Source organism: Oceaniradius stylonematis (genome assembly GCF_003149475.2).
In the GTDB taxonomy this organism is placed as follows: domain Bacteria; phylum Pseudomonadota; class Alphaproteobacteria; order Rhizobiales; family Rhizobiaceae; genus Roseitalea; species Roseitalea stylonematis.
The window spans coordinates 51963-78085 of the sequence record NZ_QFWV02000005.1; the positions used below are offsets into that span (position 1 = coordinate 51963).

Below are 26123 nucleotides of genomic sequence, written 5' to 3' on the forward strand. Positions count from 1 at the left end.
GCGCTCCGAACCCCTACCTTGACGCCATGGCGACGCGCTATTTCGAACATCCGATCTTCAAGGAGCATGTCACGCCGCCGGGGCATCCCGAGCGCGTTGACCGGCTGCGCGCCCTCGAAGAGGCGCTGACGTCGGATGCATTTGCCAAACTCGACCGTGCCGAGGCGCCACGCGCGGACGAAAGCGCCGTGCTTCTCGCACATCCGGAGAGCTTTCTCTCCAGCATCAAGGCGCAGATCCCCGAAGAGGGGCTGGCGCGCGTCGATGCCGACACGGTGGCCGGACCCAAAAGCATGGAGGCGGCGCTGCACGGGATCGGCGCGGCGATGGCCGCCGTCGACGGCGTGTTCGAGGGCACGTTCGACAACGCTTTCGTCGCGGCGCGGCCGCCGGGTCACCATGCGGAAAAAGAGACCGCGATGGGGTTCTGCCTGTTCAACACGGCGGCTATCGCCGCCCGGCATGCACAGGCGGTCCACGGCGCCGAACGGGTGGCCATCGTCGACTGGGACGTTCATCACGGCAACGGCACGCAGGACATCTTCTGGGACGACAGGACCGTGCTCTACTGTTCGACGCACCAGATGCCGCTCTATCCGGGCACGGGTGCGAAAGGCGAGATTGGCGCGCACGGCACGATCTGCAATGCGCCCCTGTCGCCGGGCGATGGCGGCGAAGCGTTTCGGCTGGCGTTCAAGGACCGTGTGCTGAGCGCGATCGACGCGTTCGGTCCCGACCTGATCGTCATATCGGCGGGGTTCGATGCCCATCACCGCGATCCGCTGGCCAACATCAATCTTGTCGAAGACGATTTCGACTGGGCGACGGGACGGCTGATCGAGGCGGCCGGGCGGCATGCCGACAACCGTCTGGTCAGCGTGCTGGAGGGCGGCTATGACCTTCAGGGTCTGGCCGCGTCGGCCGGCACGCACATTCAGCGCCTGATGTGGGGATAGACGATGAGCGAGACCGATCCGAACGCCGATGTCACCGGCCTTTCCTTTGAAAAGGCGCTCGAGGAACTCGAGAAGATCGTCGACCGGCTGGAACGCGGTGATGTCGCGCTCGAGGAGAGCATCGCCATCTACGAACGCGGAGAGGCGCTGCGCGCCCGGTGCGACACGCTGCTGAAGGCCGCCGAACTGAAGATCGAGAAGATCAAGACCGGCCGGGACGGTCAGGCGACCGGCACCGAGCCGCTGGGCGACTGAGACGGGCTGACCGGTGAACGCTGTGTCGCTTTGCGACGCGATAGCATTTGGACGATCGCCGTCTATCTTGTCGGCACAACAGCTTCCAAACAGCAGGTCCTGCCATGAGCTTTTTTCCCGGAACCGATCCCAAGGCGGGCGATGCGTTCGCCTGTGACGCGCTCGAACAACTGATCATCCCGAATGCCAAGGACATTGGCGGCTTCGAGGTGCGCCGGGCCCTGCCCTCGCGACAGCGCAAGCTGGTGGGCCCGTTCATCTTTTTTGACCGCATGGGGCCAGCCGTGTTTCGCCCCGGCGAGGCCATCGACGTGCGCCCGCATCCGCATATCGGCCTGTCCACCGTCACCTATCTGTTCGACGGCACCATCCGGCACCGCGATTCGCTGGGTACCGAAATGGTCATTTCGCCGGGTGACATCAATCTGATGACGGCCGGGCGCGGCATCGTGCACTCGGAACGTTCGCCCGAGGAACTGCGGTCGACGAAACGGGCCATGTCGGGCCTTCAGACCTGGCTGGCCCTGCCCGACGGCAGCGAGGAGATCGCGCCGGCCTTCGAGAATACGGCCGCCGAGACGATGGGTATGGTCGATGGCGAAAAGGCCCATGCGAAAGTGCTGATCGGCGCGTTTCACGGCGCGGCGTCGCAGGTGACGCAGTTCTCGGAAACGCTCTATGTCGACGTGACGCTTCCCGCCGGTGGCGAGATCGACATCCCGGCCGACACCGAGGAGCGCGCCATCTATGTGATCGACGGTTCGATCTCGGTGGCGGGCGATGCGTTCACCGGCGACCAGCTTCTCGTCTTCCGCCCCGGCGACGAGATCGTCGTCCGGTCCGAGGCCGGCGCATCGTTCATGATCTTCGGCGGCGCGTCGATCGGAAGCCCGCGCCATATCTGGTGGAACTTCGTGTCGTCTTCGAAGGAACGGATCGAACAGGCCAAGCAGGAGTGGAAGTCGGGACGCTTCGACATCGTTCCGGGCGACGAAGAGGAGTTCATTCCCCTGCCCTCGTAAACGTCCACGACCGCACGTTTGCCGTTTCTTCACCGTTCCGGTTGAGCGGATTTTCACCGCGTTCCTTTGCCCGGTTTCAACGCCCGTTCGCTATCTCTGCACGCGAAGGGGTGGAACCGGGCATGGCTCACATACACGCAAAAAGACAGATTGCGCCGATCGCCGTCATGGCAGCGGCGCTGGTCGCCGGAACGGCGACGGCCGCGTCCGGTCCGCGCCACGACGCGTCGATCGACCAGGCGGCGGCGGAACGGATCGCGCTGCGCATGGGCACGATGCGCGGCAGCATCGAGCCCGGTGCCTCTCCGGTCACCACGCCGGATGCGATGCCGACCCACTCTGTCCAGTCATCCTCGCCCGCCATCCTGCCGGCGCTGGTCCCGTTCAGCGGACCGGCCTTTGCACTCTTCCACGAGCCGATTGCCCGGCCATTGCCCGACCGGCAGGTCCGGATTGTCTATGGCGGTTCCCTCATCGTCGCCGCCGCTGAAGGCTGGTGAGGCCTGACCCGCAAGGCTTGCGCCAACGCGCCACCTCGGCGATGAGGTGGCATGACAGTTCCGGACGACAATCCGCGCGAACGGCTCGACAGAACTCTGGTCCGGCGCGGCCTTTTCGCGACGCGGGCCCGGGCGCGCGATGCGATCATGCGCGGCACGGTGACCGTGGACGGCCAGACAATCACCAAACCCGCACATTCTTGCACAGGCCGGACCAAGATCGCGGTCGCCGACCCGGCCAGCGGCTATGTCTCGCGCGCGGCGCTCAAGCTGAAGGCGGCGCTCGACGCCTTTGCGATCCCGGTGACCGATGCGGTGTGCCTCGACATAGGCGCGTCGACCGGCGGGTTCACGCAGGTGCTGCTGGAAGCCGGCGCAGCCGGGGTCCACGCCATCGATGTCGGACACGGTCAGATGGACCCGACCCTTGCGGCAGACCCGCGCGTCCGCCTGACCGAAGGGCTCAATGCACGCGATCTCGAGATTGGCCATCTGGACGGCGACCGGCCGTCGATCATTGTCAGCGATGTCAGCTTCATCTCGCTCACGCTCGCCTTGCCGGCGGCGCTGGATCTGGCCGCGCCCGGCGCACATCTGGTCGCCCTCGTCAAACCGCAGTTCGAGGTCGGCCGCGAGCGGATCGGCAAGGGCGGACTGGTCGCGGCCGACGATGCAAATCGTTCCGCCGAAGACATCGCCGCGTGGCTCGGCATCCGGCCCGGCTGGTCCAGCCGGTCGTTGATCCCCTCGCCCATCACCGGCGGCGACGGCAATACGGAATTCCTCCTCTGGGGCATCAAGGATGGCTGAGAAGCTGACGATCATGGCCATGGGCGCGCAGGGCGACGGGCTGGCCAGCCATGACGGCCAAACCGTCTATGTGCCGGGCGCGCTGCCGGGCGAGACGGTGCGCGCAACGCTCGATGACGCGCGCGCCCATGACGTTGAAATCGTCACGCCATCCGCAGAGCGTGTGTCCCCGTCCTGTCCGCATTTCGGCGACTGCGGAGGCTGCTCGGTCCAGCATTGGGCCGATCCTCCCTACCGCGCGTGGAAACGGCAGCTCGTGGCCGATGCGCTGAGCCGGCAAGGGATCGAAACGAAGGTCGCGAGCCTGGTTCCCGGCACGCCGCGCATCCGCCGGCGAGCCACCTTCTCCGTGCTGCGGCGGCCGGAGGGCGTGCGGCTCGGATTTCAGCGCGAGGGCAGCCACATGATTGTCGACACGACCGATTGCCACGTCGTCGATCCGGTCCTCAACAGGGCGCGCGGGGCGCTGAAGGCGCTGGCCAAGGCCGTTCTTCCGGTCATGAAGGCGGCGGCGAAGCCCGTCTCGATGACCGTCACGGTCACGCAAACGGGGCTCGATGTGGCGGTCGCCGGCGACTTCACGCTGTCGGAGCCGGGACGGCAGGCGGCAATCGGAATCGCGCTGAAAGCCAACTTCGCACGGCTCACCGTGCGCGACGAGGCGCTCGCCGAAACGCGCAAGCCGGCCGTTTCTTTCGACGGGATCGCCGTCGGCCTGCCGCCGGGCGGCTTCATCCAGGCGACGGCGCGTGCCGAGAGCGCCATGCGCGATCTGGTCACCGGTCACATGCAGGGCGCAAGATCGGTCGCCGACCTGTTCGCCGGCTGCGGCACGTTCGCGCTGCCCCTCGCCCGGCTGGCCCGCGTTCATGCCGTCGAGGGCGACCGCGCCTCGCTGGCCGCGCTGGATGCGGCATGGCGCGCGGCGTCCGGGCAGAAGCTGCGCCGTGTGACGACCGAACGGCGCGATCTGTTCGTGCGTCCTGTGACGGCAAAGGAACTCGACAGCTTTGACGGTCTGGTGTTCGATCCACCGCGGGCCGGGGCCGAGGCGCAGGCGCATCAGATCGCCGGTTCGGGTGTGAAAAGGGTTGCCGCCATCTCCTGCAATCCGGCGACGCTGGCGCGCGATCTGGCCATCCTGACCGGCGGCGGCTACCGGATCGTCACGGTGACGCCGATCGACCAGTTCCTCTGGTCACCGCATGTGGAGACCGTGGCGCTGCTGGTCCGCTGAGCGCCTATTTCTTGCGCGCCATGAAGGCCATGAAGGCCTGCCGCGCCTCGTCGGACTTGAGCTGGACGGCGAACAGGTCCGCTTCCTCGGCGATCCGCGCCTCCAGTGCCGTGGTGTCGCCCTTCATCAGCCGTTTTGTCAGGGCCAGCGCCTTGGGCGGTTTGGCCGCCAGCACCTTGGCAGTGTCCATGACCGCGCGCTCCAGATCGTCTTCGGGAACCACCTTCCAGATCAGGCCGGCATCGGCGGCCTGATCGCCGGAGAAATCCTCGCACATGGCCAAAAGCGCGAAGGCGCGCTGATGTCCGGTGATGGCCGGCACCAGCATGCTCGATCCGGCTTCGGCGACGAGCGCCAGATCGACGAACGGCGTTTTGAACACCGACCGGGGCGTTGCGAATGTCAGGTCGCAATGCAGGTGGAGCGTCGTGCCGATGCCGATCGCGAGCCCATCGACGCCGGAGACGACCGGCTTTTCGAGCTTCGGCAAAAGCCGCAGCAGATCGAGCACTTCGGTGCCCATCTCGCCGGTCGTGGCAAAGGCGAGGAAATCGGCCAGGTCGTTGCCCGACGTAAACGCGCCCGGCTGGCCCAAGATGACATGGCAGCGCACCGCATCGTCGGCCTCGCCGTCGGCGAGCGCGCCGGCAAGCGCGGCATACATGGCGCGGGTGATCGCGTTCTTCTTGTCGGGCCGGTTGAAGCGGACGATCTGGACCGCGCCTTCGCGCGAGACGAGAATATGCCGCTCGGCGGTGTCCTGTGCGGCGCTCATGTCATGCCACCAGCGCCTGGCCGGCCGCCGCCAGGCTCGCCGCGCCCTGTTCCACCCGGTCGCGCAGCGCGCCGGACTGGCCGACCAGATTTTCCGCATAAAAGCGGGCGGGAGACGCACGGTCGACACCGTTGGCGGAGCCGAGCGCGCCCTTGACCAGATAGATGCCGCCGGCCGTCAGACCGAACAGGTGCTGGTAGGGCGTCGCGGCGGCCAGCACCGCCTGCTTCTCGCCATCGGCCATCTTGGCCATCATCCAGTCGGTCGCGGCGCGCAGATCGGCCATCGCGGCCTCCAGATAGCGGCCGGCCTCGCCAAAGCGGGTATCGTTGGAAGCGCGCAGTGTTTCCAGAACACCATCGAGCTCATCGAGATAGGCGGCAACGCATGCGCCGTCCGACAGCGGCAGCTTGCGCTGGACCAGATCGATCGCCTGGATGCCATTGGTGCCCTCATAGATCTGGGTGATCCGGGCATCGCGCATGAAAACCGCCGCACCCGCCTCCTCGATGTATCCCATCCCGCCATGCACCTGCACGCCGAGCGAAGCGACCTCGGACCCGATGTCGGTGGAAAACGCCTTGGCAATCGGTGTCAGAAGGCCGGCGCGCTCGTTCCAGAACCTCTTTTCCTCATCCGTTCCGACGCGGGACATGTCGATGGCGTGCGCGCAGGCATAGCAGATGGCGCGCGCGGCCCCCGTCAGGGTCTTCATCGTCAGCAGGTTGCGCTGGACGTCGGGATGGTGAACGATCGGGCTCATGCCGTCGCCGTCCCAGCCCGGCGCGCGGCCCTGGGTGCGCTCATTGGCGTAGGCGACAGCCTTTTGCGTAGCCGCTTCGGCCACCGCGACGCCCTGGATGCCGACGGCGAGGCGCGCATTGTTCATCATCGTGAACATGCAGTTCAGGCCACGGTTTTCCTCGCCGACCAGCCAGCCGATCGCGCCGGCGGTGTCGCCATGCTTGCCGTCGCCGAAGATCATCGTGCAGGTGGGCGAGGCGTGAATGCCCAGCTTGTGTTCGAGCCCGTTGCAGAACACATCGTTGCGGGCGCCGATCGAACCGTCTTCGTTGACGAGGAACTTGGGCACCAAGAACAGCGAAATGCCGCGCGTGCCGGCCGGCGCATCGGGCAGCCGTGCGAGTACGAGATGGACGATATTGTCCGTCATGTCGTGCTCGCCATAGGTGATGTAGATCTTCTGGCCAAAGATACGGTAGGTCCCGTCGCCGGCCGGTTCGGCCCGTGTCTTCAATGCCCCGAGATCGGAGCCGGCCTGAGGCTCGGTCAGGTTCATGGTCCCGGTCCACTCGCCTGAGACGAGCTTTTCCAGATAGGTCGCGCGCAGCTCGTCGGTGGCGTGCTTTTCAAGCGCCTCGATCGCACCCATGGTCAGCATCGGGCACAGCGCGAAAGCGATCGAGCCGGAATTCCACATCTCCATGGCTGCCATCGCCATCGACATGGGCAGCCCCTGGCCGCCATGGTCCTCGGGGCCGGGCAGCGCGTTCCAGCCGCCTTCGATCCAGTCCAGATAGGCCCGCTTCCAGCCTTCAGGCGTCGTGACTTGCCCATCGTCAAGCCGCGAGCCCTGGCGATCCGACGGCAGATGCAGCGGCGCGATCCGGTCGGTGGCGAACTTTCCCGCTTCCTCGAGGATCGCATCGATCAGATCGACCGACAGATTGCCGCCCTTGCCGTCGTCGATGGCCTCTCCAAGGCCGGAAACCGCCTTGAGCGCGTGGGTGATCTCGTCGACCGGTGCCCGATACATATATGCCTCCCTGAACCGCCGTCTCGTGGCGCGATGCGCGTCCGGCACAGCGCTAACGGCTTTTTACGTAAACGTCAATTGGCCCGTCACTCCAACCGGTGATCAAACCCTCGCGGCCACCTTATCCGCAGGCAGGACGCGAACCAACCGTCCGGCGCCCATTGCACGGCGGCGAGGGCCGCTTACATAGGGCTCGAACACCTAAAAAGGGATCTTGGCCTTGAAAGAGATGATGACGCGGTTCCTGCCGGCGCGCTTCCGAAAGTCGGTTCCGATCATTCCGGTCGTGCGCCTGCGCGGGATGATCTCGCCCGGCGGCTCGCCGCTGCAGCCCGTCCTGTCGTTGGCCGCTGTCGCGCCGGCTCTCGAGCGCGCATTTTCGGTCAAGCAGGCCCCGGCGGTGGCGATCAGCGTCAACTCACCCGGCGGCTCTCCCGTCCAGTCGCGGCTGATCTACAAGCGCATCCGCGATCTGGCCGAGGAAAAGAAAAAACCGGTGCTGGTCTTCACCGAGGATGTCGCCGCTTCGGGCGGCTACATGATCGCGGTTGCCGGCGACGAGATCATCGCCGATCCCTCCTCGATCGTCGGTTCGATCGGCGTGATTTCGGCCGGTTTCGGTTTCACCGAGGCGATCAGGAAGATCGGCGTCGAGCGGCGCGTCTACACGGCCGGCCAGAACAAGTCGACGCTCGACCCGTTCCAGCCGGAAAAGGAAGAGGATGTCGAACGGATCAAGGCGCTTCAACTGGAAGTGCACCGGACATTCATCGATCTGGTGAAGGAACGGCGCGGCGACAAGCTTGGCGACGATCCGGATCTGTTCAGCGGACGTTTCTGGGCCGGCAACAGCGCCAGGGAACTGGGACTGGTCGACCATCTGGGCGATATGCGCGGTTTCATCAAGGACCGTTTCGGCGACAAGGCGCAACTGCGTCTGGTGACCATGCCGCGCGGCCTGTTCGGCCGCCGTCCCCAACCCGGCGTGACGGGGCTGGGCGGGATCGACCCCGCGGTGCTGACCTCACATGCGGCAAGCGGTCTCTTGTCGGCGCTTGAGGAACGTGCTCTTTGGAACCGCTACGGCCTTTGAGCGAACCGACCAGGGAGATGACGGTGCCCCAGCTTCTGTTCTTTGCCGCGGTCGCCGTGGTTGGCTATCTGGGTTATCGCGCCTTCGTGCGCGAAGCGGGAAAAGTGTCGGCCCGAGTGCGCCGCGCCGAAAAGGAAGCCAAGACCAAGGCAGTCGGCACGCTCGTCAAGGACCCCGTCACCGGCGAATACCGGCCCGCCCGCGACGACGACTGAAATCCAGTCCTACAAGACCTTGCCCGGATTCATGATGCCGGCCGGGTCGAAGGCCGTCTTGATCCGCCTCATCAGATCGAGCGCCACTGGCGATTTCACCTCGGCCAGTTCGTCGCGCTTCATCTGACCGATGCCGTGTTCGGCGGAGATCGAGCCGTGATGGGCGCGCGCGATGGCGTGCACTGCCGGCGTGATCTTGTCCGTCGTCACCAGAAAGTCCGCCTTCTCCCACCCGACCGGCTGCGAGATGTTGTAGTGCAGATTGCCGTCGCCCATGTGGCCGAACGGGCACGGGCGAGCGTCCGGCACGATCGCCGCCACGGCCCTGTCCGCTTCGTCGAGAAAGGCCGGAATGGCCGAAACCGGCACGGAAATGTCGTGCTTGATCGAGCCGCCCTCCGGAATCTGGCTTTCGGACATCGCTTCGCGCAGATGCCACAGCGACTGGCGCTGGGCCTCGCTTTCGGCGACAACGCCGTCCGCCAGCGTCCCCTCGCCGAAACCGGTTTCGACCAGATGGTCGAGTTCGGCCCGCGCGTCGGCCTCGGACCGTCCGGACGACAGTTCGATCAGCACATACCAGGGATAGGCCTGATCGAGCGGATCGCGGGCGCCGTGCATGTGGCGGACGGTGAAGTCGATGCCCATGCGCGCCATCAGTTCGAACGTCGTCAGCGACGGGCCGCATCGGGACCGGGCCTGCCGGAAGAAGGTCAGCGCTGCGTCCGGCGACGGCACGGCGAGGAAGGCCGCTGCCCGCCCGCTCGGTTTGGGATGGAGCTTGAGGACCGCGGCGGTGATGATGCCCAGCGTGCCTTCGGCGCCGATGAACAGGTCGCGGAGGTCGTAGCCGGTGTTGTTCTTCTTCAGCCGGTTGAGATCGTCGAGGACCTCGCCGGTCGGCAATGCCACTTCGAGGCCCAGGCACAGGTCGCGCGCGACGCCATAGGCGAGCGCACCGGTGCCGCCGGCATTGGTCGACAGGTTGCCGCCGATCTGGGCCGAGCCCTGGGCAGCCAGCGAAAGCGGAAAGAGGCGGTCATGGGCGTCGGCCGCCTCCTGGATGGTCTGGAGCACGACACCGGCCTCCACCGTCATCGTGTCGCCGTCCACATCGATGGCGCGGATGCGGTTGAGCCTGTTTGTCGAGACGATGATCGCTTTGCCCGATGCGTCCGGTATCTGCCCGCCGACAAGACCGGTGTTGCCGCCCTGCGGGACGATCGGCGTGCCGGTTTCGCTGGCAAGCTTCAGGATCGCGGCGACCTCGGAGGTCGCGCCCGGCTTGAGAACGGCGGCGGCGGCGCCGGTCCAGCGGGCGCGCCATTCGCGCAGGTGCGGCGCGATGTCGTTGTCGGCCGTGGCCGCGTGGGCATCGCCGACGATCGCAATGAAGCGGTTGCGCAGATCGTCCTTCATGGCGTCTCGCGCGGCGCTGCGGCACGGGCCAGCCGATCGTTGATCGCCTCGCCAAGCCCGTCGCCGGGGATGGGCATCACCGCGATGGCGGCGGCGCCCGACCGGTCCAATTCATCGAGCATCGCAAAAAGGTTGGCTGCGGCTTCGGTGAGATCGCCGGCCGGTGACAAGTTTGCCATTGCCACGGCGTTGCCGGCGCCAGTAATTTGGCCGGAGCCGAAGGCCAGAAGCGCTTCGCCGGGCCGGACATCCGCCGCTTCCAGCCGCACGGGCAGGCCGGGTGCATAATGGGAGCGCAGCATGCCCGGCGCGCTGATCGCCGCATCGGCACCGGCGCGCGCCACAGGCTGGCCGATGACGCGCTCGATATCGGCCAGTGCAATGCCGCCGGGCCGCAGGCAGACCGGTGTATCGCCCGACACATCGATGATGGTGGATTCAACGCCCACACGCGCCGGCCCGGCATCGAGGATCAGCGGCACGGCGTCGCCAAGGCTTTCGCGGACGGCATGCGCAGTGGTCGGGCTGATCCGGCCGGACCGGTTGGCGCTGGGCGCGGCAACGGGACGGCCAAGCGCCGAAATCACATCGCGCGCGACGCCGCGCGGCATGCGCACCGCGACCGTATCGAGGCCGGCGGTCACGAGAGGGTGGATCGTCGCGCGCCTTCCGAGCGGCACCACCAGGGTCAGCGGCCCCGGCCAGAAACGGTCGGCCAGCCGTTCGGCCAAAGGTCCGAGATCGGCAAAGCCGCGCGCCATCTCCAACCCGTCGACATGGCAGATGAGCGGGTTGAAACGGGGCCTGCGTTTGGCCGCAAAGATGCGCGCCACCGCTTCGCCGTTGGTCGCGTCGGCGGCCAGACCATAGACCGTCTCGGTTGGCAGGGCGGCGATGTCACCCTCTGCCAGGAGCCGCGCGGCGCGGCGGACGGCGTCTTCATCGGCCGGCACGATCACCGTCTCGGCTGGCGTGCGCCGGGTTAATGTTTCGTTAGCCACGTCGGGCAACACCATCTCAACCACATGGGCATAATCTTTCCGGCGGTCTTACACGAAAACCGGGAATGGGCTCCATGAAAAACCGCCTGTCTGCACTCGCCGCGGGTACCGCGCTCTGCGCCATCATGGCAGCGCCCGCCGGCGCCGGATATACGATCTACGAGGACAGCGCGATGCCGTCGGTCCTGTTCTTCGAGTTCGACGATATGCCGGGCGACGACCCCACCGTGATCTCCGCGCCGTCGGGCACCGCGCCTCCGGTCGTGCTCAACGCGCCAATGACCGAAGAGGCGCCCGGCGCCACCGACGACGATCGCGCCGAGATGGCCGACGATGACGACGAACCGCTGTTTTCGCAGAGCGGCGGCGTTGGCACCATCGACAATGAGCGGATGCGCGAAATCATCATCGAGGATGCGATCCGCGACGAGGTACTGCGCGACGTCCAGTTGCGCTGATCGCGCCCGCAAACATGCCCATCACAACGCCCGGTTCGCGCCGGGCGTTTTGCTATCCGGCGATCCTGGAGAAGTCGGCGAGCTTGCGGGTGACCGCGCGCAGGCCCGAGAGGATTGCCAGCCGGTTGGTCCGCACCTTGGCATCGTCGGCATTGACCATGACCGTGTCGAAGAACGCATCGACCGCAGGCCGGAGTTCGGCGAGCACCGCGAACGCGCCCTCATAATCCTCGCGCGCGACATGGTCGTCGACATGGCCCGCGACGGCCTCGATGACGTTGGCCAGTTCCTTCTCCGCCGGCTCGGCCAGAAGCGCCCGATCGACAGGCCGGTCAAACGCGCCCGCGCCGTCCTTCTTCTCCTCGGCGGCAAGGATGTTGAGCGCCCGTTCGGTGCCGACGCGCAGGTTCGCGCCGGTCTCGCTGTCGAGCAGCTTCTGCAGCGCCTCGACCTTGCGCACGATGATCAGCAGGTCGTCGTCGGTTTCGCTCAGCACCGCGTCGATGAGATCGTGCCGCGCGCCCTTGTCGCGCAGCCAGACCTTGAGCCGGTCATGGAAGAAGGAAAGGAGGTCGGCAGAGACGTGATGCTGCGCCAATGCCAGCCTTATCCCGTTCTCCAGCACGATCCGGATCACGCCCAGTGCGGCGCGGCGCAGCGCATAGGGATCCTTGGAGCCCGTCGGCTTTTCGTCGATCGCCCAGAAGCCCGTCAGAAGATCGAGCTTGTCGGCCAGCGCGACGGCGATGGCGACCGGATCGGTCGGCACGCTGTCGGTCGGGCCGAGCGGTTTGTAATGATCCTCGATGGCGCGGGCGACTGAGGGATGCTCGCCCTGCAGCACCGCGTAAGTGGCGCCCATCGCGCCCTGCACTTCCGGAAACTCGCCGACGATCTCGGTTGTCAGGTCCGCCTTGGCGAGATGGGCGGCGCGGCGCGCGAGGTGGCGCAGCGCCTCTCCCTCCCCCTTGAGGGGAGGGTCGGATGGCGAGCCCTGCGAGACATCCGGGTTGGGGGTATCGCCAGCGCCGTGACCCCCACCCGGCTCAGCTTCGCTTCGCCGACCTCCCCTCAAGGGGGAGGTGGGGAGCGTACCCATGGAATCCGCAACATTGTCCACCAGCTCTCCGGCCAGCGCGGCGATGCGCGCGACGCGTTCACCTTGCGTGCCCAGCTTGGCGTGGAAGGTCACACCCAGATGGTCGAGCTTGGCCATGCGCTGATCGAGCGGCTTTTTCAGATCGAGATCGAATTTTTCGGCTGACGTGCGGCATTTTTCCAGATCGGGCAGGTCGGCCTGGTCGGTCGTCCAGAAATGCAGCGCATCGGCCAGCCGCGCCCGCACCACCTTGCCATTGCCGCGCGCGATCTCCGCACCGCCATCGCTCGCCTCGATATTGGCGACGAGGATGAATTTGTTGGTCAGGTTACCGGTCGCAGGGTCGCGGCAGACAAAGCATTTCTGGTTGGTCTTGATCGTCAGGCGGACCACCTCGTCGGGGATTTCGAGAAACTCGCGCTCGAACTCGCCCATCAAAACGACGGGCCATTCGACCAGCCCAGCCACCTCGTCCAGGAGCGCCTCGTCCTCGACCAGTTCGACGCCATTGGCAAAGGCGAGATTGCGCGCGTCGGCGGCGATCATTTCCTTGCGGCGCTCGGGATCGATAATGACGAAGCGCTTTTCGAGTTCGGCGGCATAATCGTCGAACCGGCGGACCTTAAACGGCTCGCCCGCGTGAAAGCGATGGCCGCGCGTCACATTGCCCGAACGGATGCCGCCCGCCTCGAAATCGATGACCACCGGCTCCTCGGTTTCCGGACCGAAGGTGCACAGGATCGATTGCAGCGGACGCACCCAGCGCAGTGCGCCGGGCTCGGCCGACGGCGCACCCCAGCGCATCGATTTGGGCCAGGGAAAGTCGCGGATGATGGCGGGCATGGCTTCGGCGACGATTTCCTCCGCCGAGCGGCCCTCGCGTTTGATCACTGCGACATAGAAATCGCCTTTCTTCGGGTCGGACCGGACTTCGGCCTCGTCGACCGACGCCAGGCCCGCACCACGCAGGAAGCCGGCAACGGCCTTTTCGGGCGCATCGACGCGGGGACCTTTTCGCTCTTCGGTCGTGTCGGCCGAGCGGGCCGTCAGCCCGCGCACGTCCAGCGTCAGCCGGCGCGGCGTCACATGATCGCGCGCGCCCTCATAGGTCAGCCCGGCATCGACCAGCGCGCCAGTCAGCGCCTCGCGCAAATGGGTCGCGGCGCGGCGCTGCATGCGCGCGGGGATTTCCTCACAGAAGAGTTCGACGAGCAGATCGGGCATGACGGATCGCGTTCAGGGTGGAAGCTGAATGCGTGTTATTGGAGGTCTTGGCCGAACGCAATGTCGTGGCCGTCCAGATCCTGAATTCCGAACTCGAGGACGCCATAGGGCGCTTCATAGAGCGAATAGTCGATGCGGGCGCCGCTGGCCTGGAACTCCGCATAGATCGCCCGGGCATCGTCGACCCAGAAATAGGCATTCCACATCTTGTCGACGATCTTGCAGTTCGGCACGATCTCGTGGTCTTCGGGCGCCTGCGACAGCATGACGAAGCACGCGTCGCGCCAGCAAATGGCGAAACCGGGCGGATCGCCCCAGAGCCGCTCCTTGAAGCCGAGACAGTCACGCCAATAGGCAGCGCTTTCGACGACATCGCGCACCAGCAGCACGGGTGCCTGCTCCACCAGCTTGCCCTTGGCCATTGCAGTCTCCCTCACCAGCCGCCGCCGCCACCGCCGCCGCCGCCACCGCCGGAAAAGCCGCCACCGGAGGAAAAGCCCGACGAGGAGGATTTCGGCGCGGGCATGGCCGCGGTCATCGAACTGGACAGATCGCCGGCCAGACTGCCCATCTGGTCGCCGATCCTGTCGGCGCGGAAACCGTCGCCGTGATACCAGCGCGGTCCGTGATAGGCGACGGCCGTTGCAACGCCCGCCGCGGCAGCCGCCGCCAGCCATTTCTGGAACGCCTTCGACCAGGGCTTTTCGACGCCCAGTGCCACCGCATAGGGCAGAAGCGTCTCATAGTGCTGCGGCGACATTTCGGGCGAGCCGAGCATGTTCATCCGGTCTTCCTCGGCGACGGTCAGATAGCGTTTCAGGCCGGCGATCTCCGCCGACCGGGTCTGGCCGAGCGGCGTCGGTGCGCCCATCAGGAAGAAGAACAGCGCGTTGAGCATCAGCAGGGTGATGAGCGGGCCGACCAGCAGCGGCTTTTCGATCAGCGCCAGTCCGTCCGCAATGCCGGCCAGGCCAACATTGACGATCAGCGATATGGCGATGAAGACCGTGAATGCCAGGCCGATTTTTCCGCCCAGCCCGCGCCGGGCGTTCTTGGCCGCGTTGACCAGCAGTACGGTCACGACGATGCCAATAAAGCCGAGCGGGATCAGCGGCACGAGCGTGGTTTCGACCGGTCCGCTCAGGGCGAGCGCGGCAATGGTGACCACGATCGACAGAACAAGTCCGGCAACGACATAGCCGACATTGGACTTGTAGAAGACCGCGCGATGTTCGTCCTCGATCGCCGAACGAAAGCGGTCGGCCATGCGCTTGACGCGCTCGCCGTTCGTCTTGGTGACGGTCAGCGCGCCGCCATTGGCCGAGACGCGGTCGGCAAGCGCCCGCTCTCCGACGGGCAGTTTCGAGCCCATCAGCGGTGTGTCCGTGCGGCGCATCGTCAGCGTGCCGTCGTTATTGTCGAGCTCCATATAGCCCTTGACCGCCAGATTGAGCGCGGCCGCCGAAAGGGCGGTGAACCCCTGCCCGCGCAGCCCGCGGTTGGCGATGTAGTGGGTCAGCGCCGGCGATACGCCGTCCGGTAGCTCCCAGCGCGGCACGACGATGTCCTCCGGCGGGTCGCGGCCGACGCGGTTCCATGCCCAAAAGAAGAAGCCGAAGACAAACGCCAGCCCGCCAAACGCCACGACCTCTCCGGCGAAATCACGCAGGAAGAACTGTCCCGCCGCCGGCTCGGCGACATGGCCCTTGGGGAACTTGACCCCGACGGTCAGGCCCTCTCTCGGCCCCAGAGGCGCGGTCGTTTCGAAGATCACCGTGCCATTGTTGTTCGCCCTGGCCGAACGCGCCTCGCGTCCGCGGCTGCCGAACGGGCCGGTGAAGAAGATGACATCCTGCGCGCGCGCCTCGCCGGGCAGACGCACCGTCGCGCGCGCCACATCGATCGGGAACGCCCATGCGTTGCCGGTGACGTTCCAGAAGATTTCGTCATGGTCTTCGAAGAAGCGCAGCTGGCGGTCGGTGCGGTAGGTGATGGTGTAGGTGTGGACGCCGGGGCGCAGGAAGACGTCCGCATCGCCGACATAGGTACGGGCGACGCGGCCGTCGCGCTCGACAAAATAGGGTTCGGGGGCGCCGTTGCGGGTCACGGCCACCACATCGAAGCCGACCAGCACTTCGCGGCCGGCGGCGTTTTCGACCCGCAAGGGAAAATCGCGAAAGATGCCGCGGCGAATGCGCTGGCCTTCGGCATTGACGCGGATCGTCTCGACCACATCGAGCGTGCCGTCGGGATTGATCGTGATATCGCTGTCGAACAGGAGAATACGTTCGTCGGCAACCGCCGCGACCGCCATCGCGGCCAGCAGGATCAACGAGATGAGAATGCGGTGAAACACGCGTCCTCCGTCACATGGGCGTGACCTGGGGCCAGGGCCCTAACTGTTGAATGACACCTGCGGCACGGCGCGGTCGCCCGGATCGTCGAGTTCGAAATAGTCGGCCTGGACGAAATTGAACGTGTTGGCGACGAGATTGGACGGAAAGCTCTCGACCTTGACGTTCAATTCGCGGGCCGAACCGTTGTAATAGCGCCGGGCCATCTGGATTTCGCGTTCGGTGGTCTCCAGCGCTTCCTGCAACTCGGCGAAATTCTGGTTGGCCTTCAGGTCGGGATAGCTCTCGGCAACCGCGAACAGCCGGCCAATCGCCTGGCTGAGCATGCTTTCCGCCGCGGCGCGACCGGCCACATCGCCCGCCGGCACGTTCTGCGCCCGCGTGCGCATCTCGGTGACCTGCTCGAGCGTTTCCTTTTCATGGCCGGCGTAGCCCTTGACCGTCTCGACCAGGTTGGGGATCAGGTCGGCGCGCCGCTTGAGCTGCACGTCGATGCCGCTCCAGGCCTCCTGAACCATCTGGCGGGCCCGGACCAGCCCGTTATAGATGACGATCGCATAGGCCGCGATGGCCACGATGATGATTGCCGTGATGGTGCCGCCGCCGAACATGGCGCGTCTCCTTGTGCTCGCCCCGTCGGCCGGCAAACTAGATGGGTTCATCCCAAGATGGAAGCGCCCCGGCCAACAGCGTCGCGCGCATCATCTGGACGGGGCGGACCTCAGGCGGGCGGGTCATCCGCTGGCGCGATCCAGCCCATCAGCGCGCCTCCCGGCTGGCGGACCATTGCAATGCGTCCCAACTGCGGTACGTCGAACGGTTCGCCCAAAACGGTTGCGCCGGCAGCTTTCGCCCTTCCAACGCGCTCGTCCACGTCATCGACCGCGATGTAGGGGTACCAGGCTTCCGGCATGCCATCAAAACTGTCGCCTGCCATTTCGTACATGCCAGCGACGCGCTCACCGTCCTGGATGGCAATCCAGTAGGTACCCGTCGGTCCCATCTTCATCGATTCGAAGGACCAGCCGAGCACGTCCGCATAGAACGCCTTGGCCTTCTCGACATCGCGACTCATCAGTTCGTTCCAGTGGAAATGGCCGTGTGCCGTCATCTGCGCCTCCCCGGTCCGCGACGATGGGGCCGATTGAACGCGCCGAGGCGGCTTCAGGCAAGAAAAAACCCCGCCCGGCAAAGCCGGACGGGGCTCGCTACCCAAAGAGCAGGGGGGTCAGCTCGCGGGCAGCATCACTTTGTCGATGACGTGGATGATGCCGTTGTCGGCCTGAATGTCGGCGGCAACGACGTTGGCACCGTCAACGACGACAGCGCCCGTGTGGGCGTCTTTCTCGATGGCCAGCAGGCGGTCGCCGCCGGCCTTGATGGTGCGGATGTGGATGGTGCGGCCCGGCAGCTGGTTTGAGGCCAGTTCGCGCGGCAGGACGTGATAGCTCAGGATCGCGGCGAGCTTGTCCTTGTTCTCCGGCTCGAGCAGGCTTTCGACCGTGCCGGCGGGCAGGGCCGCGAACGCGTCGTCGGTCGGCGCGAAAACGGTCAGGTTCTCGCCAGTCGCCAGCGCACCGGCCAATCCGGCTGCTTCGGCTGCGGCGAGCAGCGTGTTGAACGTGCCGGCGCCCTGGGCCACCTCGACGATGTTGTCGGCCTGGGCCGGTGCGGCCAAAAGGCCCATGGAAATGGCAGCGCCCATCATTACCTTGCGCATGGTGAGTAGTCCTCCGTAAACGAACAAGACGGCGCAGCGTTCCCGCGCCATTGTCCGTGTTTACGGGCACCGCACCTTTCAGATGTTCGTGATCGATGAACGGTCCGTCACAAATTTGTTTGTGATCCGATCGGACATTGCTGCGTAAGCGCGGCCTGCGCGGACGAATGACTGCCGTCGCAGAAAGGCTGTTTGGCCGACTGGCCGCAGGTGCACCAGAAATAGGCCTTTCCCTGTTCCACTTCGACACGGATCGGGGCGGTTGCGGCAACGGCGCCTTTTGTCATGGTCATCCTCCGGCTTTTTGTGGCGCGGATTGCACCGGCCTGCGGAAATCGGACAGGACAGATCGGTGAACAGTGCCGCGACTCACCCGCCGGGCTTTGCGCCGCCCGCATCGGTCATCAGGAACGCCTCGCCACACGCCTTGGCCAGATCGCGCACCCGCAGGATGTAGCTCTGGCGCTCGGTCACCGAGATCACGCCGCGCGCATCGAGCAGGTTGAAGACGTGGGACGCCTTGATGCACTGGTCATAGGCGGGCAGGACGCATCTGTGGAGCTGGGCGTTGGAGGCATCGTCCGGCGCTCCTGCGGCCAGCAAGGCGCGGCATTCGGCTTCGGCGTCCTCGAAATGGCGCATCAGCATCGCCGTGTCGGCATATTCGAAGTTGTGCCGCGAATATTCCTGTTCGGCCTGCATGAAGACATCGCCATAGGTGATCCTGTCGTCGCCCTCGCCGCCGTTGAAGTTGAGGTCGTACACATTGTCGACGTTCTGCACATACATGGCGAGGCGCTCGAGCCCGTAGGTGAGTTCGCCGGAAACGGGCGCACACTCGATGCCGCAGACCTGCTGGAAATAGGTGAACTGGGAGACTTCCATGCCGTCGCACCAGCATTCCCAGCCAAGCCCCCAGGCGCCCAGCGTCGGGCTTTCCCAGTCGTCCTCGACGAAGCGGATGTCGTGCAGGAGCGGGTCGATGCCGATCGCGCGCAGCGAACCCAGATAGAGCTCCTGCAGGTCCGGCGGCGACGGTTTCAGGATCACCTGGTACTGGTAATAGTGCTGCAGCCGGTTGGGATTCTCGCCATAGCGCCCGTCAGTCGGCCGGCGCGAGGGCTGCACATAGGCTGCCTTCCATGACCGCGGCCCGAGCGAACGCAGGGTCGTCGCCGGGTGGAACGTTCCGGCGCCCACTTCCATGTCGTAGGGCTGCAGGATCGCGCAGCCGTGGCGCGCCCAATAATCGTGCAGGGTCAGGATCAGGCCCTGAAACGAACGCGTCGGATGCTGGGCGTCGATGGATGTGTGAGCGGTCATGGCGTCGTCGAAAACCGTTTTTCAATGCCGGCTGCCCTCGCACGGGCCAGAGAAAGGGTCAAGCTGTGCCGCATTCCGACAGGCCGCCGCAACGCGGTCGGATTCCGCTAACCATTTCATCCGTCAATCTTTTTTAACCGCGTTCCTTAGCCCTTGTTTGGCCGGCTTGCGCTAGGGTGCGTCTTGTCGAGGCGGCGAACACAAGCCTCCCGGCAAACAGGGTAAGAGGATCGCAAGAGGCCAAAAAGGCCCGGCGGCTCTCAGGACAACAGGCGAGACGTCAAACGATGAGCATCGGTGCGCAACCAGCCTGGGCAGGGCATGAATTCCGGCTCGATCCGGCCCGCCTGCCCCAGGAACTGTCCTATGCAACACGCAACGGCAATGGCGAGACGACCATCACGGTCAACCGCCGCGGCGCCACCCTGAAGCGCGAACTGGCGCAATCGGGCCTGCCGCTTCACATTGCGCTGCCGGCGCGCGCCTTTCGCGGCGTTGCGGTGCGGGCCACCGAAACCGGCCCCGATCAGGCTCTGGTGACGCTGGAGCTGTTGCACGAGGACGAGGAACTGAGCGTTCCGCTGAGCGTCGGGCACGACCTGCCCGCCATCGCGCGCGACTGGCAGGCCTGGTCGGAGCTGCTCGAACTGCCGATGATGATGATCGAGATGGACGGTGTCGCGCGCACGCTCGAAGAAAGCGCGCAGGCGCTCGTTTCGGGCGATGCACAGCCGCGCCGCCACCATTCCATGTTCGCCGAGCGCCGGCCGCGTTTTCTGGCGCGCCGCCGGATGGGCAATCTCGGCGTGCGGCTGATGGTGCGCGGCGAGGAAATCATCGCCCGCGATCCGTCGATCTGACGCCTCGGCCTCACCGGCCCCTCAGAAGCCTCTCTGCCTGTCGCGATCGCTCGAACTTCTTCGCGAAATGGTCGGCGAAGGCACGGACACGCGGCACGATGTCCGCCCGGCTGGGAAAGGTCAGGGCCAGCGGTGTCGTGTCGGCAATCGCCTCGTCGAGAAGCACCACCACACGTCCGTCTTCGATTGCGTCGGCGCACAATCCCTCGGGGATTAGCGCGACGCCGTTGCCCGCCAGAACCAGATCGCGGATGGCGAACTGATTGTCGGCCATGACATCGCCGGCGGGCAGTTTCGCGCCCCCCAGAACGGTGTGCTCGAGAAACCGCGCCAGCTCCGGTGCAGGCGCAATGAAGTCGTCGATCTCTGCAATTGTTCGCGGCCTGCCTTTGCGGCGCACCCATTCCGAACTTGCGCAGAACTGCCATCCGACATCCAGCAACCGCCGTTCCACGCGGTCTTCGCCGCCGCGGCGGCTGATCCGAAGCGCAATGTCCACATCTCCGTCGATCATGTTCATCGTCGCGCTGGTCAGCATGACGTCAAAGCGAACAGCCGGATGCATCCGACGGAACTCGGTGATCGCCGCGGTCAACGTGTCGGTGGGTAAGTCTGCAGGCGCGGTCAGGCGTATCAGCCCGCCCAGCCTGCCTGGTTTCGTCCGGATTGCGTCCATCGCGGCGGTCAGCGTCTTCAGCCCGCCTTCCGCCTGATCGAACAGCAGACGCCCATCCTCGGTCAGCGACAGGGATCGCGTGGACCGCTTCATCAGCCGCGTGCCGAGCGTCGCCTCAAGGGTCTTGACGTGCAGGCTCACCGTCGAGCGCGGCTTGCCCAGCCGAGCAGCCGCCGCGGCAAAGCTCCCGGCCCGAACGACTTCGACAAAGGTGAAAAGGGAATCGAGTTTGGCCATTGTGCAGAATTCCGTTCAATCATGCCATGAATGACCGGCTAATCAAAACAATCAAGTGGGTCCAATGTCCGTGTCGAAGCAAGGAGATTTGCCATGACCAGCGACCCGATCCATCGACACCCCGCAGACGGAATCCTGTCATCTGTCGGCCAAGCCCGGTTTTCCGGGATCGAGGCCGACATCCTTTTGGGAGGCGATGCCGCGCCCTTCACGGTCATGGTGATGACCGTCATGCCCGGGCTGGGTGCGCCGGCGCACAATTCATTTGGGGAAGACAAGATTTTCCACGTGAGCAAAGGCGCGCTGCTGTTCCTCGTCGGCGACGATCGCGTGCGTGCGGAGCCGGGCGATCACATCCTTGTCGCAAAGGGCGTCACGCACAGCTTCTCGGCGCTCGGCGACAGCCCGGCGAAGATGACCCTGATATCGACGCCCGCGAAGCATGAGCGCTTCTTTCTGGCGCTTTCCGACCTGCCCGTGCCGCATGATCCCGGTGACGTTCAAGCGGTCTGCAAGGCATTCGACCAGGCCATCGTCGGCCCCGTGGTGCAGCCCTAAAGGCAGATCAGCGAACGATTTCGGCGATGGCGGCGGCGACAAGGCCGCCGAAGATTAGCCAACCGACGACCGTGTTGGACTTGAAAAGCGCCAGGCACTGGTCGGCGTCGTCAATGTCGAGGACGCGGATCTGGTTGAGCATGTGCAGGCCCGCCGCGACCAGGCCGAGATAGGCAATCGGCGGCGCGCCCGTGCTGGCATAGCTGGCGGCCAGAAGCACGACCATGCCGCCATAAAGGATCACGAGCGCCGGCTTGGTACGCTCGCCGAACAGGCGCGCGGTCGAGCGCACGCCGACCAGCGCGTCGTCCTCCTTGTCCTGATGGGCGTAGATCGTGTCATAGCCGATCGTCCACAGGATGCAGCCCAGATAGAGCAGGACGGGCGTCGGCCCGAGCGATCCGTGCACGGCCACCCAGCCCATGAAGGCGCCCCATGAAAAGGCGAGCCCCAGGAAAAGCTGCGGCCAGTCGGTGAAACGCTTGGCAAACGGGTAGATCGCGACAATTGCCAGCGAAGCGATACCCACGGCGATCGCCGTCCAGTTGAACTGGACAAGCACGACAAAGCCGACGAGCGCCTGCCCGACCAGAAAGGTCTTCGCCTGGGTGCGGGTCACCTGCCCGGACGGCAGCGGCCGCGACCGCGTGCGCGCGACCTTGTCGTCGATCTCGTGATCGACAAGATCATTGTAGGTGCAACCCGCTCCGCGCATGGCGATCGCGCCGATCAGGAACAGGACGAGATGCCACGGATCGGGCAAACGGTCCAGAACGGGCATGCTTTCGGTGCCGTGGCCAAACGGCGCCAGCGCCGCCGCCCACCAGCACGGCCACAGCAGCAGCCACCAGCCGATCGGCCGGTCCCAGCGCGCCAATTGCGCGAACGGCCAGACCGCCCGCGGCATGATCGCATAGACCCAATGGCCCGATGGCGCGTCGGCGACGCGGCCCTGCCCGGCCTTTGACTGCACATTGTCCATGATTGCCTCGTCGCAACCCTGTGGGCAAAGGTCAAGCGCACGGGGCCGGTCTTGACCCGCGTCGTGGTGCCGCGTAGCGCCGGGCCATCGATGGCCGTTGGGAGTTGAGCGAAATGCGCGTTCTGTTGATCGGCGGCGGGGGCCGCGAACATGCGCTGGCGGCAAAGTTGGCCGCCTCGCCGCTTCTGACCGCGCTGATCTGCGCGCCCGGCAATCCCGGCACGGCCGCCATCGCCACCAATGCGGTGCTGGATGTCGCCAACCATTCCGCCGTCATCGATTTCTGCCGCATCCAGAGCATCGACCTCGTCGTCATCGGACCGGAAGCGCCGCTCGTCGCCGGCCTTGCCGACGATCTTGCCGCTGCCGGCATCGCGGTGTTCGGCCCGACAGCGGAGGCGGCACGGCTGGAAGGCTCCAAGGCCTTCACCAAGGAATTGTGCGACCGGCAGGGCATTCCGACCGCCGCCTACGGACGGTTCAACAATGCGCCCAAGGCGAAGGCCTACGTCCGGCAACAGGGCGCGCCGATCGTCATCAAAGCAGACGGGCTTGCGGCCGGCAAGGGCGTGACCGTGGCAATGACCGTGGAAGAGGCTCTGGCCGCGATCGACGACTGCTTCGAGGGCGCGTTCGGCGATGCAGGCGCCGAAGTCGTCGTCGAGGCGTTCCTGGAAGGCGAGGAGGTGAGCTTCTTTTGCCTGTGCGACGGCAGGACCGCCCTGCCCCTGACCTCGGCGCAGGATCACAAGCGGGTCGGAGACGGTGACACGGGTCCCAACACCGGCGGCATGGGCGCCTATTCGCCCGCACCGATCTTCGATGCAGCGATGCAGGCGCGCGTGATGGAAGAAATCATCGCGCCGACGCTTTCCGGCATGGCGGCGATGGGCTGTCCCTTCACCGGTGTCCTTTATGCAGGCCTGATGGTGACGGACGAAGGTCCGAAGCTGATCGAATACAATGTCCGCTTCGGCGATCCCGAATGCCAGGTGATCATGCCGCGCCTGCGCGACGACCTGTTGCCGCTGCTCAAGGCAGCCGCCGAGGGCGCATTGGGCGATGCGACGGCGCGCTGGACGGATGACACCGCGCTCACCGTCGTCATGTGCGCACCGGGCTATCCGGCCGCGCCAGAAAAAGGTTCGGTGATCGGCGGCTTGGACAAAACCGGCGCGATGGACGGCGTCACCATCTTCCATGCGGGAACGGCAACGCGAAACGGCGAACTGGTCGCCCATGGCGGGCGGGTGCTGAACGTCACCGCGACGGGAAGCACGGTGTCGGAGGCGCAGGCGCTCGCCTATCAGGCTGTCGAGGCGATCGACTGGCCGGACGGCTTCTGCCGCTCGGACATCGGTTGGCGCGCCATCGAACGTGAGCGCTGATCAGGACTCCATCGACAGTGCCGCGCGGCCATTGATGAGCGCGTCGGCGTCCGCCGTGAACTTTCCGGATGCGCCATCGGGGTGAAGGACCACGGCTGGCAGCAGGGCGAGCCGGGCACGGCTGCCCTTGACCCCCGACACAAGGATGCGGATCGCTGCTTCATCGGCGCGCGGATGGACCGGCCGGATGGCGATCGCGCCGAAACGGCGCCCCATGCCGGCCAATATGTCTGCGAGCATGGACGGCCGCGCGATCATCGAAAACCGGCCGCCGGGCCGGGCGATCGCCGATGCGGTCTTGATCCAGGCCAGCATCGTACTCGCGTCGATCACATGGGCGGCGGCCCGCGCAGCATTGGGCGATTGCCGGTCGCGCGCATCGTTGAACGGCGGATTGGCGATGACCTGATCGAAGCGCCCGCTTTCGAGACCCGCCGCTTCCCGGGCACGACCATCCAGCGTCACATCGGCGGCGACGATCCGCACGCGCGGCTGAAGGCTGGCGTTTTCCGCGCGCTGCATCGTCTGGCGCGCGCAGTTCGCCATCACGGGATCGTTCTCGAACAGCGTCGCACGGGCATCGGGGCACCGGCTGAGGACGGCCAGCGCCGCCGCGCCGGCGCCCGCCCCCAGATCGGCTAGCGTTCCATCAAATCCGGCGGGCACCGTCGCCGCCAGAAGCATCGCATCGAGCCCGGCGCGATGGCGTCCACGCGAGGGCTGCACAAGAACGAACCGCCCGCGATGAAAAGCGTCTATGGTCGTTGGCGACCCCGGATCAGCCCTTGAGTTCATGCCTTGAGTTCATGGGCAAGCCCCGCATCGTGCATGATGCGGCGCGCCTGGTCGATCCGGTCGCTTTCGACGAGAATGCGGCGGGGAATGGCGCCAATCGACCCTTCGATGATCGACATGTTCTGGTCGGCAATCATGACGCCGATGCCCGCATCGCGCATCAGCGCCTCGACGAAGGAGAGGGTGACGATGTTGTTGGAGCGCATCAGTTCTTCCATGGAGCTTGGTTACGCGGTTGCAGGCTGGCGGGCAAGGATGGCTGCGACCAACGGCGCAGCCCGCGCGCCAATTCGCCGCTTGCTGGCCGCCGGGCGAAACCATAGGGTGCCGCCGAAAAAGGAGAGGCACTCATGGGTGTTGTCGTTGCCATCGACGAGCCGCCGCGCAAAAGCGGAATCGAGCCGCTCGTGGCGCTTGCCAAGCCCGGCATGGAACGGGTGAACCAGCTTATCCTCGACAAGGCCGGGTCGGATGTCCGGATGATCCCGGAAGTCGCCAACCATCTGATCAACTCGGGCGGCAAGCGGCTGCGGCCGATGCTGACGATCGCGAGCGCCGAAATGTTCGGCTATCAGGGCGATCACCACATCAAGCTCGCCGCCAGCGTCGAGTTCATGCACACGGCGACGCTCTTGCACGACGACGTGGTCGATGAGAGCGACCGACGCCGGTCAAAGCCGACGGCGCGGATCATCTGGGGCAATCAGGCCAGCGTTCTCGTCGGCGATTTCCTTTTGGGACAGGCCTTCCGGATGATGGTCGATGTCGGCTCGATGGACGCGCTCGATGTCTTGTCGACCGCCTCTGCGATCATCGCCGAAGGCGAGGTGATGCAGCTTTCGGCCGCCAAGAAACTGTCGACCACCGAGGACGATTATCTCGCCGTCATCAAGGCCAAGACCGCCGCTTTGTTCCTTGCTGCGGCCGAAGTCGGGCCGATCGTCGCCGGCGCGGGCAGCGACGAGCGGGCGGCGCTGCGCTCCTATGGGCTCAATCTGGGCCTTGCCTTTCAGCTCGTCGACGACGTGCTCGACTATGGCGGCGATGCCGGCGATCTGGGCAAGAATGTCGGCGACGATTTCCGGGAGGGCAAGATTACGCTGCCGGTCCTGCTGGCCTACCGGCGCGGCTCGGACGATGAGCGCGGCTTCTGGAAACAGAGCCTTGAAGACGGCGACAATGGCGCCGAGCGGTTGGAAAAGGCGCGGGCGCTGATGGCCAGGCATGGCGCGCTGGCCGACACGATCCAGCGGGCGCGGCACTTCGGTGCGATTGCGCGCGATGCGCTGGCGCCAATGCCGGCGACGCCGCAAAAGGACGCGCTTCTCGAGGTGGTCGATTTCTGCATCTCGCGCCTTAACTGAGCACTCGTCCCGCAGCGATGCGGCG

General features: G+C 65.8%; 29 protein-coding genes. 13 read left to right on the forward strand and 16 right to left on the reverse strand.

Features of this window, described 5'->3' with window-relative positions:
- Positions 1-26: 26 nt before the first annotated feature.
- The 6 genes from DEM25_RS09225 (at position 27) to DEM25_RS09250 (ending at position 4780) form a co-directional block, all read left to right on the forward strand.
- Positions 27-956 carry a histone deacetylase family protein gene (locus DEM25_RS09225; protein ID WP_109766625.1) on the forward strand — a complete coding sequence of 310 codons (930 nt, stop codon included), beginning with the start codon at positions 27-29 and terminating at the stop codon, positions 954-956.
- A 3-nt stretch (positions 957-959) separates the two neighbouring features.
- Positions 960-1211 carry an exodeoxyribonuclease VII small subunit gene (locus tag DEM25_RS09230; protein WP_109766624.1) on the forward strand — a complete coding sequence of 84 codons (252 nt, stop codon included), beginning with the start codon at positions 960-962 and terminating at the stop codon, positions 1209-1211.
- 104 nt (positions 1212-1315) lie between these two features.
- Positions 1316-2233: a pirin family protein gene (locus DEM25_RS09235; protein ID WP_109766623.1), complete on the forward strand. Its 918-nt coding sequence runs from the start codon at positions 1316-1318 to the stop codon at positions 2231-2233.
- Positions 2234-2355: 122 nt separating this feature from the next.
- The gene (locus DEM25_RS09240) at positions 2356-2733 is read left to right on the forward strand and encodes a hypothetical protein (protein WP_147393295.1); all 378 of its coding nucleotides are present in this window, start codon (positions 2356-2358) and stop codon (positions 2731-2733) included.
- Between the two features lie 51 nt (positions 2734-2784).
- Positions 2785-3543, forward strand: a complete 759-nt coding sequence (locus DEM25_RS09245) for a TlyA family RNA methyltransferase (protein WP_109766621.1) — start codon at positions 2785-2787, stop codon at positions 3541-3543.
- Entirely contained in the window at positions 3536-4780 is a 1245-nt protein-coding gene (locus tag DEM25_RS09250; RefSeq protein ID WP_109766620.1) for a class I SAM-dependent RNA methyltransferase, read from the forward strand. The genes DEM25_RS09245 and DEM25_RS09250 overlap by 8 nt, the downstream gene beginning before the upstream one ends.
- Before the next feature lie 4 nt (positions 4781-4784).
- Here the strand turns inward: DEM25_RS09250 and DEM25_RS09255 are convergent, their stop codons facing one another.
- Entirely contained in the window at positions 4785-5555 is a 771-nt protein-coding gene (locus tag DEM25_RS09255; protein ID WP_109766619.1) for a crotonase/enoyl-CoA hydratase family protein, read from the reverse strand.
- Between the two features lies 1 nt (position 5556).
- The gene (locus tag DEM25_RS09260) at positions 5557-7332 is read right to left on the reverse strand and encodes an acyl-CoA dehydrogenase family protein (protein WP_109766618.1); all 1776 of its coding nucleotides are present in this window, start codon (positions 7330-7332) and stop codon (positions 5557-5559) included.
- 220 nt (positions 7333-7552) lie between these two features.
- Here DEM25_RS09260 and DEM25_RS09265 point away from each other — a divergent pair, with 220 nt between their 5' ends.
- The gene (locus DEM25_RS09265) at positions 7553-8425 is read left to right on the forward strand and encodes a S49 family peptidase (RefSeq protein WP_245412846.1); all 873 of its coding nucleotides are present in this window, start codon (positions 7553-7555) and stop codon (positions 8423-8425) included.
- A gap of 23 nt (positions 8426-8448) precedes the next feature.
- Positions 8449-8640 carry a hypothetical protein gene (locus tag DEM25_RS09270; protein ID WP_109766689.1) on the forward strand — a complete coding sequence of 64 codons (192 nt, stop codon included), beginning with the start codon at positions 8449-8451 and terminating at the stop codon, positions 8638-8640.
- Between the two features lie 9 nt (positions 8641-8649).
- Here the strand turns inward: DEM25_RS09270 and DEM25_RS09275 are convergent, their stop codons facing one another.
- Both DEM25_RS09275 and DEM25_RS09280 read right to left on the reverse strand, forming a co-directional pair.
- Entirely contained in the window at positions 8650-10059 is a 1410-nt protein-coding gene (locus DEM25_RS09275; protein WP_109766617.1) for an FAD-binding oxidoreductase, read from the reverse strand.
- Positions 10056-11018 (reverse strand): L-threonylcarbamoyladenylate synthase, encoded by a 963-nt coding sequence (locus DEM25_RS09280; RefSeq protein ID WP_245412856.1) that lies wholly within the window; start codon positions 11016-11018, stop codon positions 10056-10058. The genes DEM25_RS09275 and DEM25_RS09280 overlap by 4 nt, the downstream gene beginning before the upstream one ends.
- A 116-nt stretch (positions 11019-11134) precedes the next feature.
- Here DEM25_RS09280 and DEM25_RS09285 point away from each other — a divergent pair, with 116 nt between their 5' ends.
- Entirely contained in the window at positions 11135-11518 is a 384-nt protein-coding gene (locus DEM25_RS09285; RefSeq protein ID WP_147393296.1) for a hypothetical protein, read from the forward strand.
- A gap of 52 nt (positions 11519-11570) precedes the next feature.
- Here DEM25_RS09285 and glyS read toward each other — a convergent pair whose 3' ends face one another.
- The 8 genes from glyS to DEM25_RS09325 all read right to left on the reverse strand — a co-directional run bounded on the left by glyS (position 11571) and on the right by DEM25_RS09325 (position 19238).
- Positions 11571-13841, reverse strand: coding sequence for a glycine--tRNA ligase subunit beta (gene glyS, locus DEM25_RS09290; protein ID WP_109766614.1), 2271 nt, complete (start codon positions 13839-13841; stop codon positions 11571-11573).
- A 35-nt stretch (positions 13842-13876) separates the two neighbouring features.
- Complete coding sequence (locus tag DEM25_RS09295; RefSeq protein WP_109766613.1) at positions 13877-14263, reverse strand: VOC family protein; 387 nt, start codon at positions 14261-14263, stop codon at positions 13877-13879.
- 11 nt (positions 14264-14274) lie between these two features.
- Positions 14275-16197 (reverse strand): DUF2207 domain-containing protein, encoded by a 1923-nt coding sequence (locus tag DEM25_RS09300; RefSeq protein ID WP_245412847.1) that lies wholly within the window; start codon positions 16195-16197, stop codon positions 14275-14277.
- Between the two features lie 39 nt (positions 16198-16236).
- Positions 16237-16806 (reverse strand): LemA family protein, encoded by a 570-nt coding sequence (locus DEM25_RS09305; RefSeq protein WP_109766687.1) that lies wholly within the window; start codon positions 16804-16806, stop codon positions 16237-16239.
- A 110-nt stretch (positions 16807-16916) separates the two neighbouring features.
- The gene (locus tag DEM25_RS09310) at positions 16917-17306 is read right to left on the reverse strand and encodes a VOC family protein (protein ID WP_109766612.1); all 390 of its coding nucleotides are present in this window, start codon (positions 17304-17306) and stop codon (positions 16917-16919) included.
- 117 nt (positions 17307-17423) lie between these two features.
- Positions 17424-17915 carry a fasciclin domain-containing protein gene (locus DEM25_RS09315; protein ID WP_109766611.1) on the reverse strand — a complete coding sequence of 164 codons (492 nt, stop codon included), beginning with the start codon at positions 17913-17915 and terminating at the stop codon, positions 17424-17426.
- A 107-nt stretch (positions 17916-18022) separates the two neighbouring features.
- Positions 18023-18202, reverse strand: a complete 180-nt coding sequence (locus DEM25_RS09320; protein ID WP_109766686.1) for a CDGSH iron-sulfur domain-containing protein — start codon at positions 18200-18202, stop codon at positions 18023-18025.
- Positions 18203-18284: 82 nt separating this feature from the next.
- The gene (locus tag DEM25_RS09325) at positions 18285-19238 is read right to left on the reverse strand and encodes a glycine--tRNA ligase subunit alpha (protein ID WP_109766610.1); all 954 of its coding nucleotides are present in this window, start codon (positions 19236-19238) and stop codon (positions 18285-18287) included.
- A 287-nt stretch (positions 19239-19525) separates the two neighbouring features.
- Between DEM25_RS09325 and DEM25_RS09330 the strand changes: the two genes are divergently transcribed.
- Positions 19526-20098 (forward strand): DUF6101 family protein, encoded by a 573-nt coding sequence (locus tag DEM25_RS09330; RefSeq protein WP_109766609.1) that lies wholly within the window; start codon positions 19526-19528, stop codon positions 20096-20098.
- Between the two features lie 10 nt (positions 20099-20108).
- On the opposite strand, the gene DEM25_RS09335 is transcribed toward DEM25_RS09330, so the two are convergent.
- Positions 20109-21011, reverse strand: a complete 903-nt coding sequence (locus DEM25_RS09335; protein WP_109766608.1) for a LysR family transcriptional regulator — start codon at positions 21009-21011, stop codon at positions 20109-20111.
- A gap of 222 nt (positions 21012-21233) precedes the next feature.
- Between DEM25_RS09335 and DEM25_RS09340 the strand changes: the two genes are divergently transcribed.
- Entirely contained in the window at positions 21234-21569 is a 336-nt protein-coding gene (locus DEM25_RS09340; protein WP_158585222.1) for a cupin domain-containing protein, read from the forward strand.
- Between the two features lie 7 nt (positions 21570-21576).
- Here DEM25_RS09340 and ubiA read toward each other — a convergent pair whose 3' ends face one another.
- Positions 21577-22551, reverse strand: a complete 975-nt coding sequence (gene ubiA / locus DEM25_RS09345; protein WP_109766606.1) for a 4-hydroxybenzoate octaprenyltransferase — start codon at positions 22549-22551, stop codon at positions 21577-21579.
- Between the two features lie 113 nt (positions 22552-22664).
- Here ubiA and purD point away from each other — a divergent pair, with 113 nt between their 5' ends.
- On the forward strand, positions 22665-23939 hold the full coding sequence (purD, locus tag DEM25_RS09350) for a phosphoribosylamine--glycine ligase (RefSeq protein WP_109766605.1): 1275 nt from the start codon (positions 22665-22667) through the stop codon (positions 23937-23939).
- Here the strand turns inward: purD and DEM25_RS09355 are convergent, their stop codons facing one another.
- Together DEM25_RS09355 and DEM25_RS09360 are read right to left on the reverse strand one after the other, a co-directional pair.
- A complete protein-coding gene (locus tag DEM25_RS09355) occupies positions 23940-24734 on the reverse strand; it encodes a tRNA1(Val) (adenine(37)-N6)-methyltransferase (protein ID WP_109766604.1) in 795 nt (264 codons plus the stop codon).
- Positions 24731-24952, reverse strand: coding sequence for a putative signal transducing protein (locus DEM25_RS09360; protein ID WP_109766603.1), 222 nt, complete (start codon positions 24950-24952; stop codon positions 24731-24733). The genes DEM25_RS09355 and DEM25_RS09360 overlap by 4 nt, the downstream gene beginning before the upstream one ends.
- Before the next feature lie 132 nt (positions 24953-25084).
- On the opposite strand from DEM25_RS09360, the gene DEM25_RS09365 reads away from it, so the two are divergent.
- Positions 25085-26098, forward strand: coding sequence for a polyprenyl synthetase family protein (locus tag DEM25_RS09365; RefSeq protein WP_109766602.1), 1014 nt, complete (start codon positions 25085-25087; stop codon positions 26096-26098).
- Positions 26099-26123: the final 25 nt, after the last annotated feature.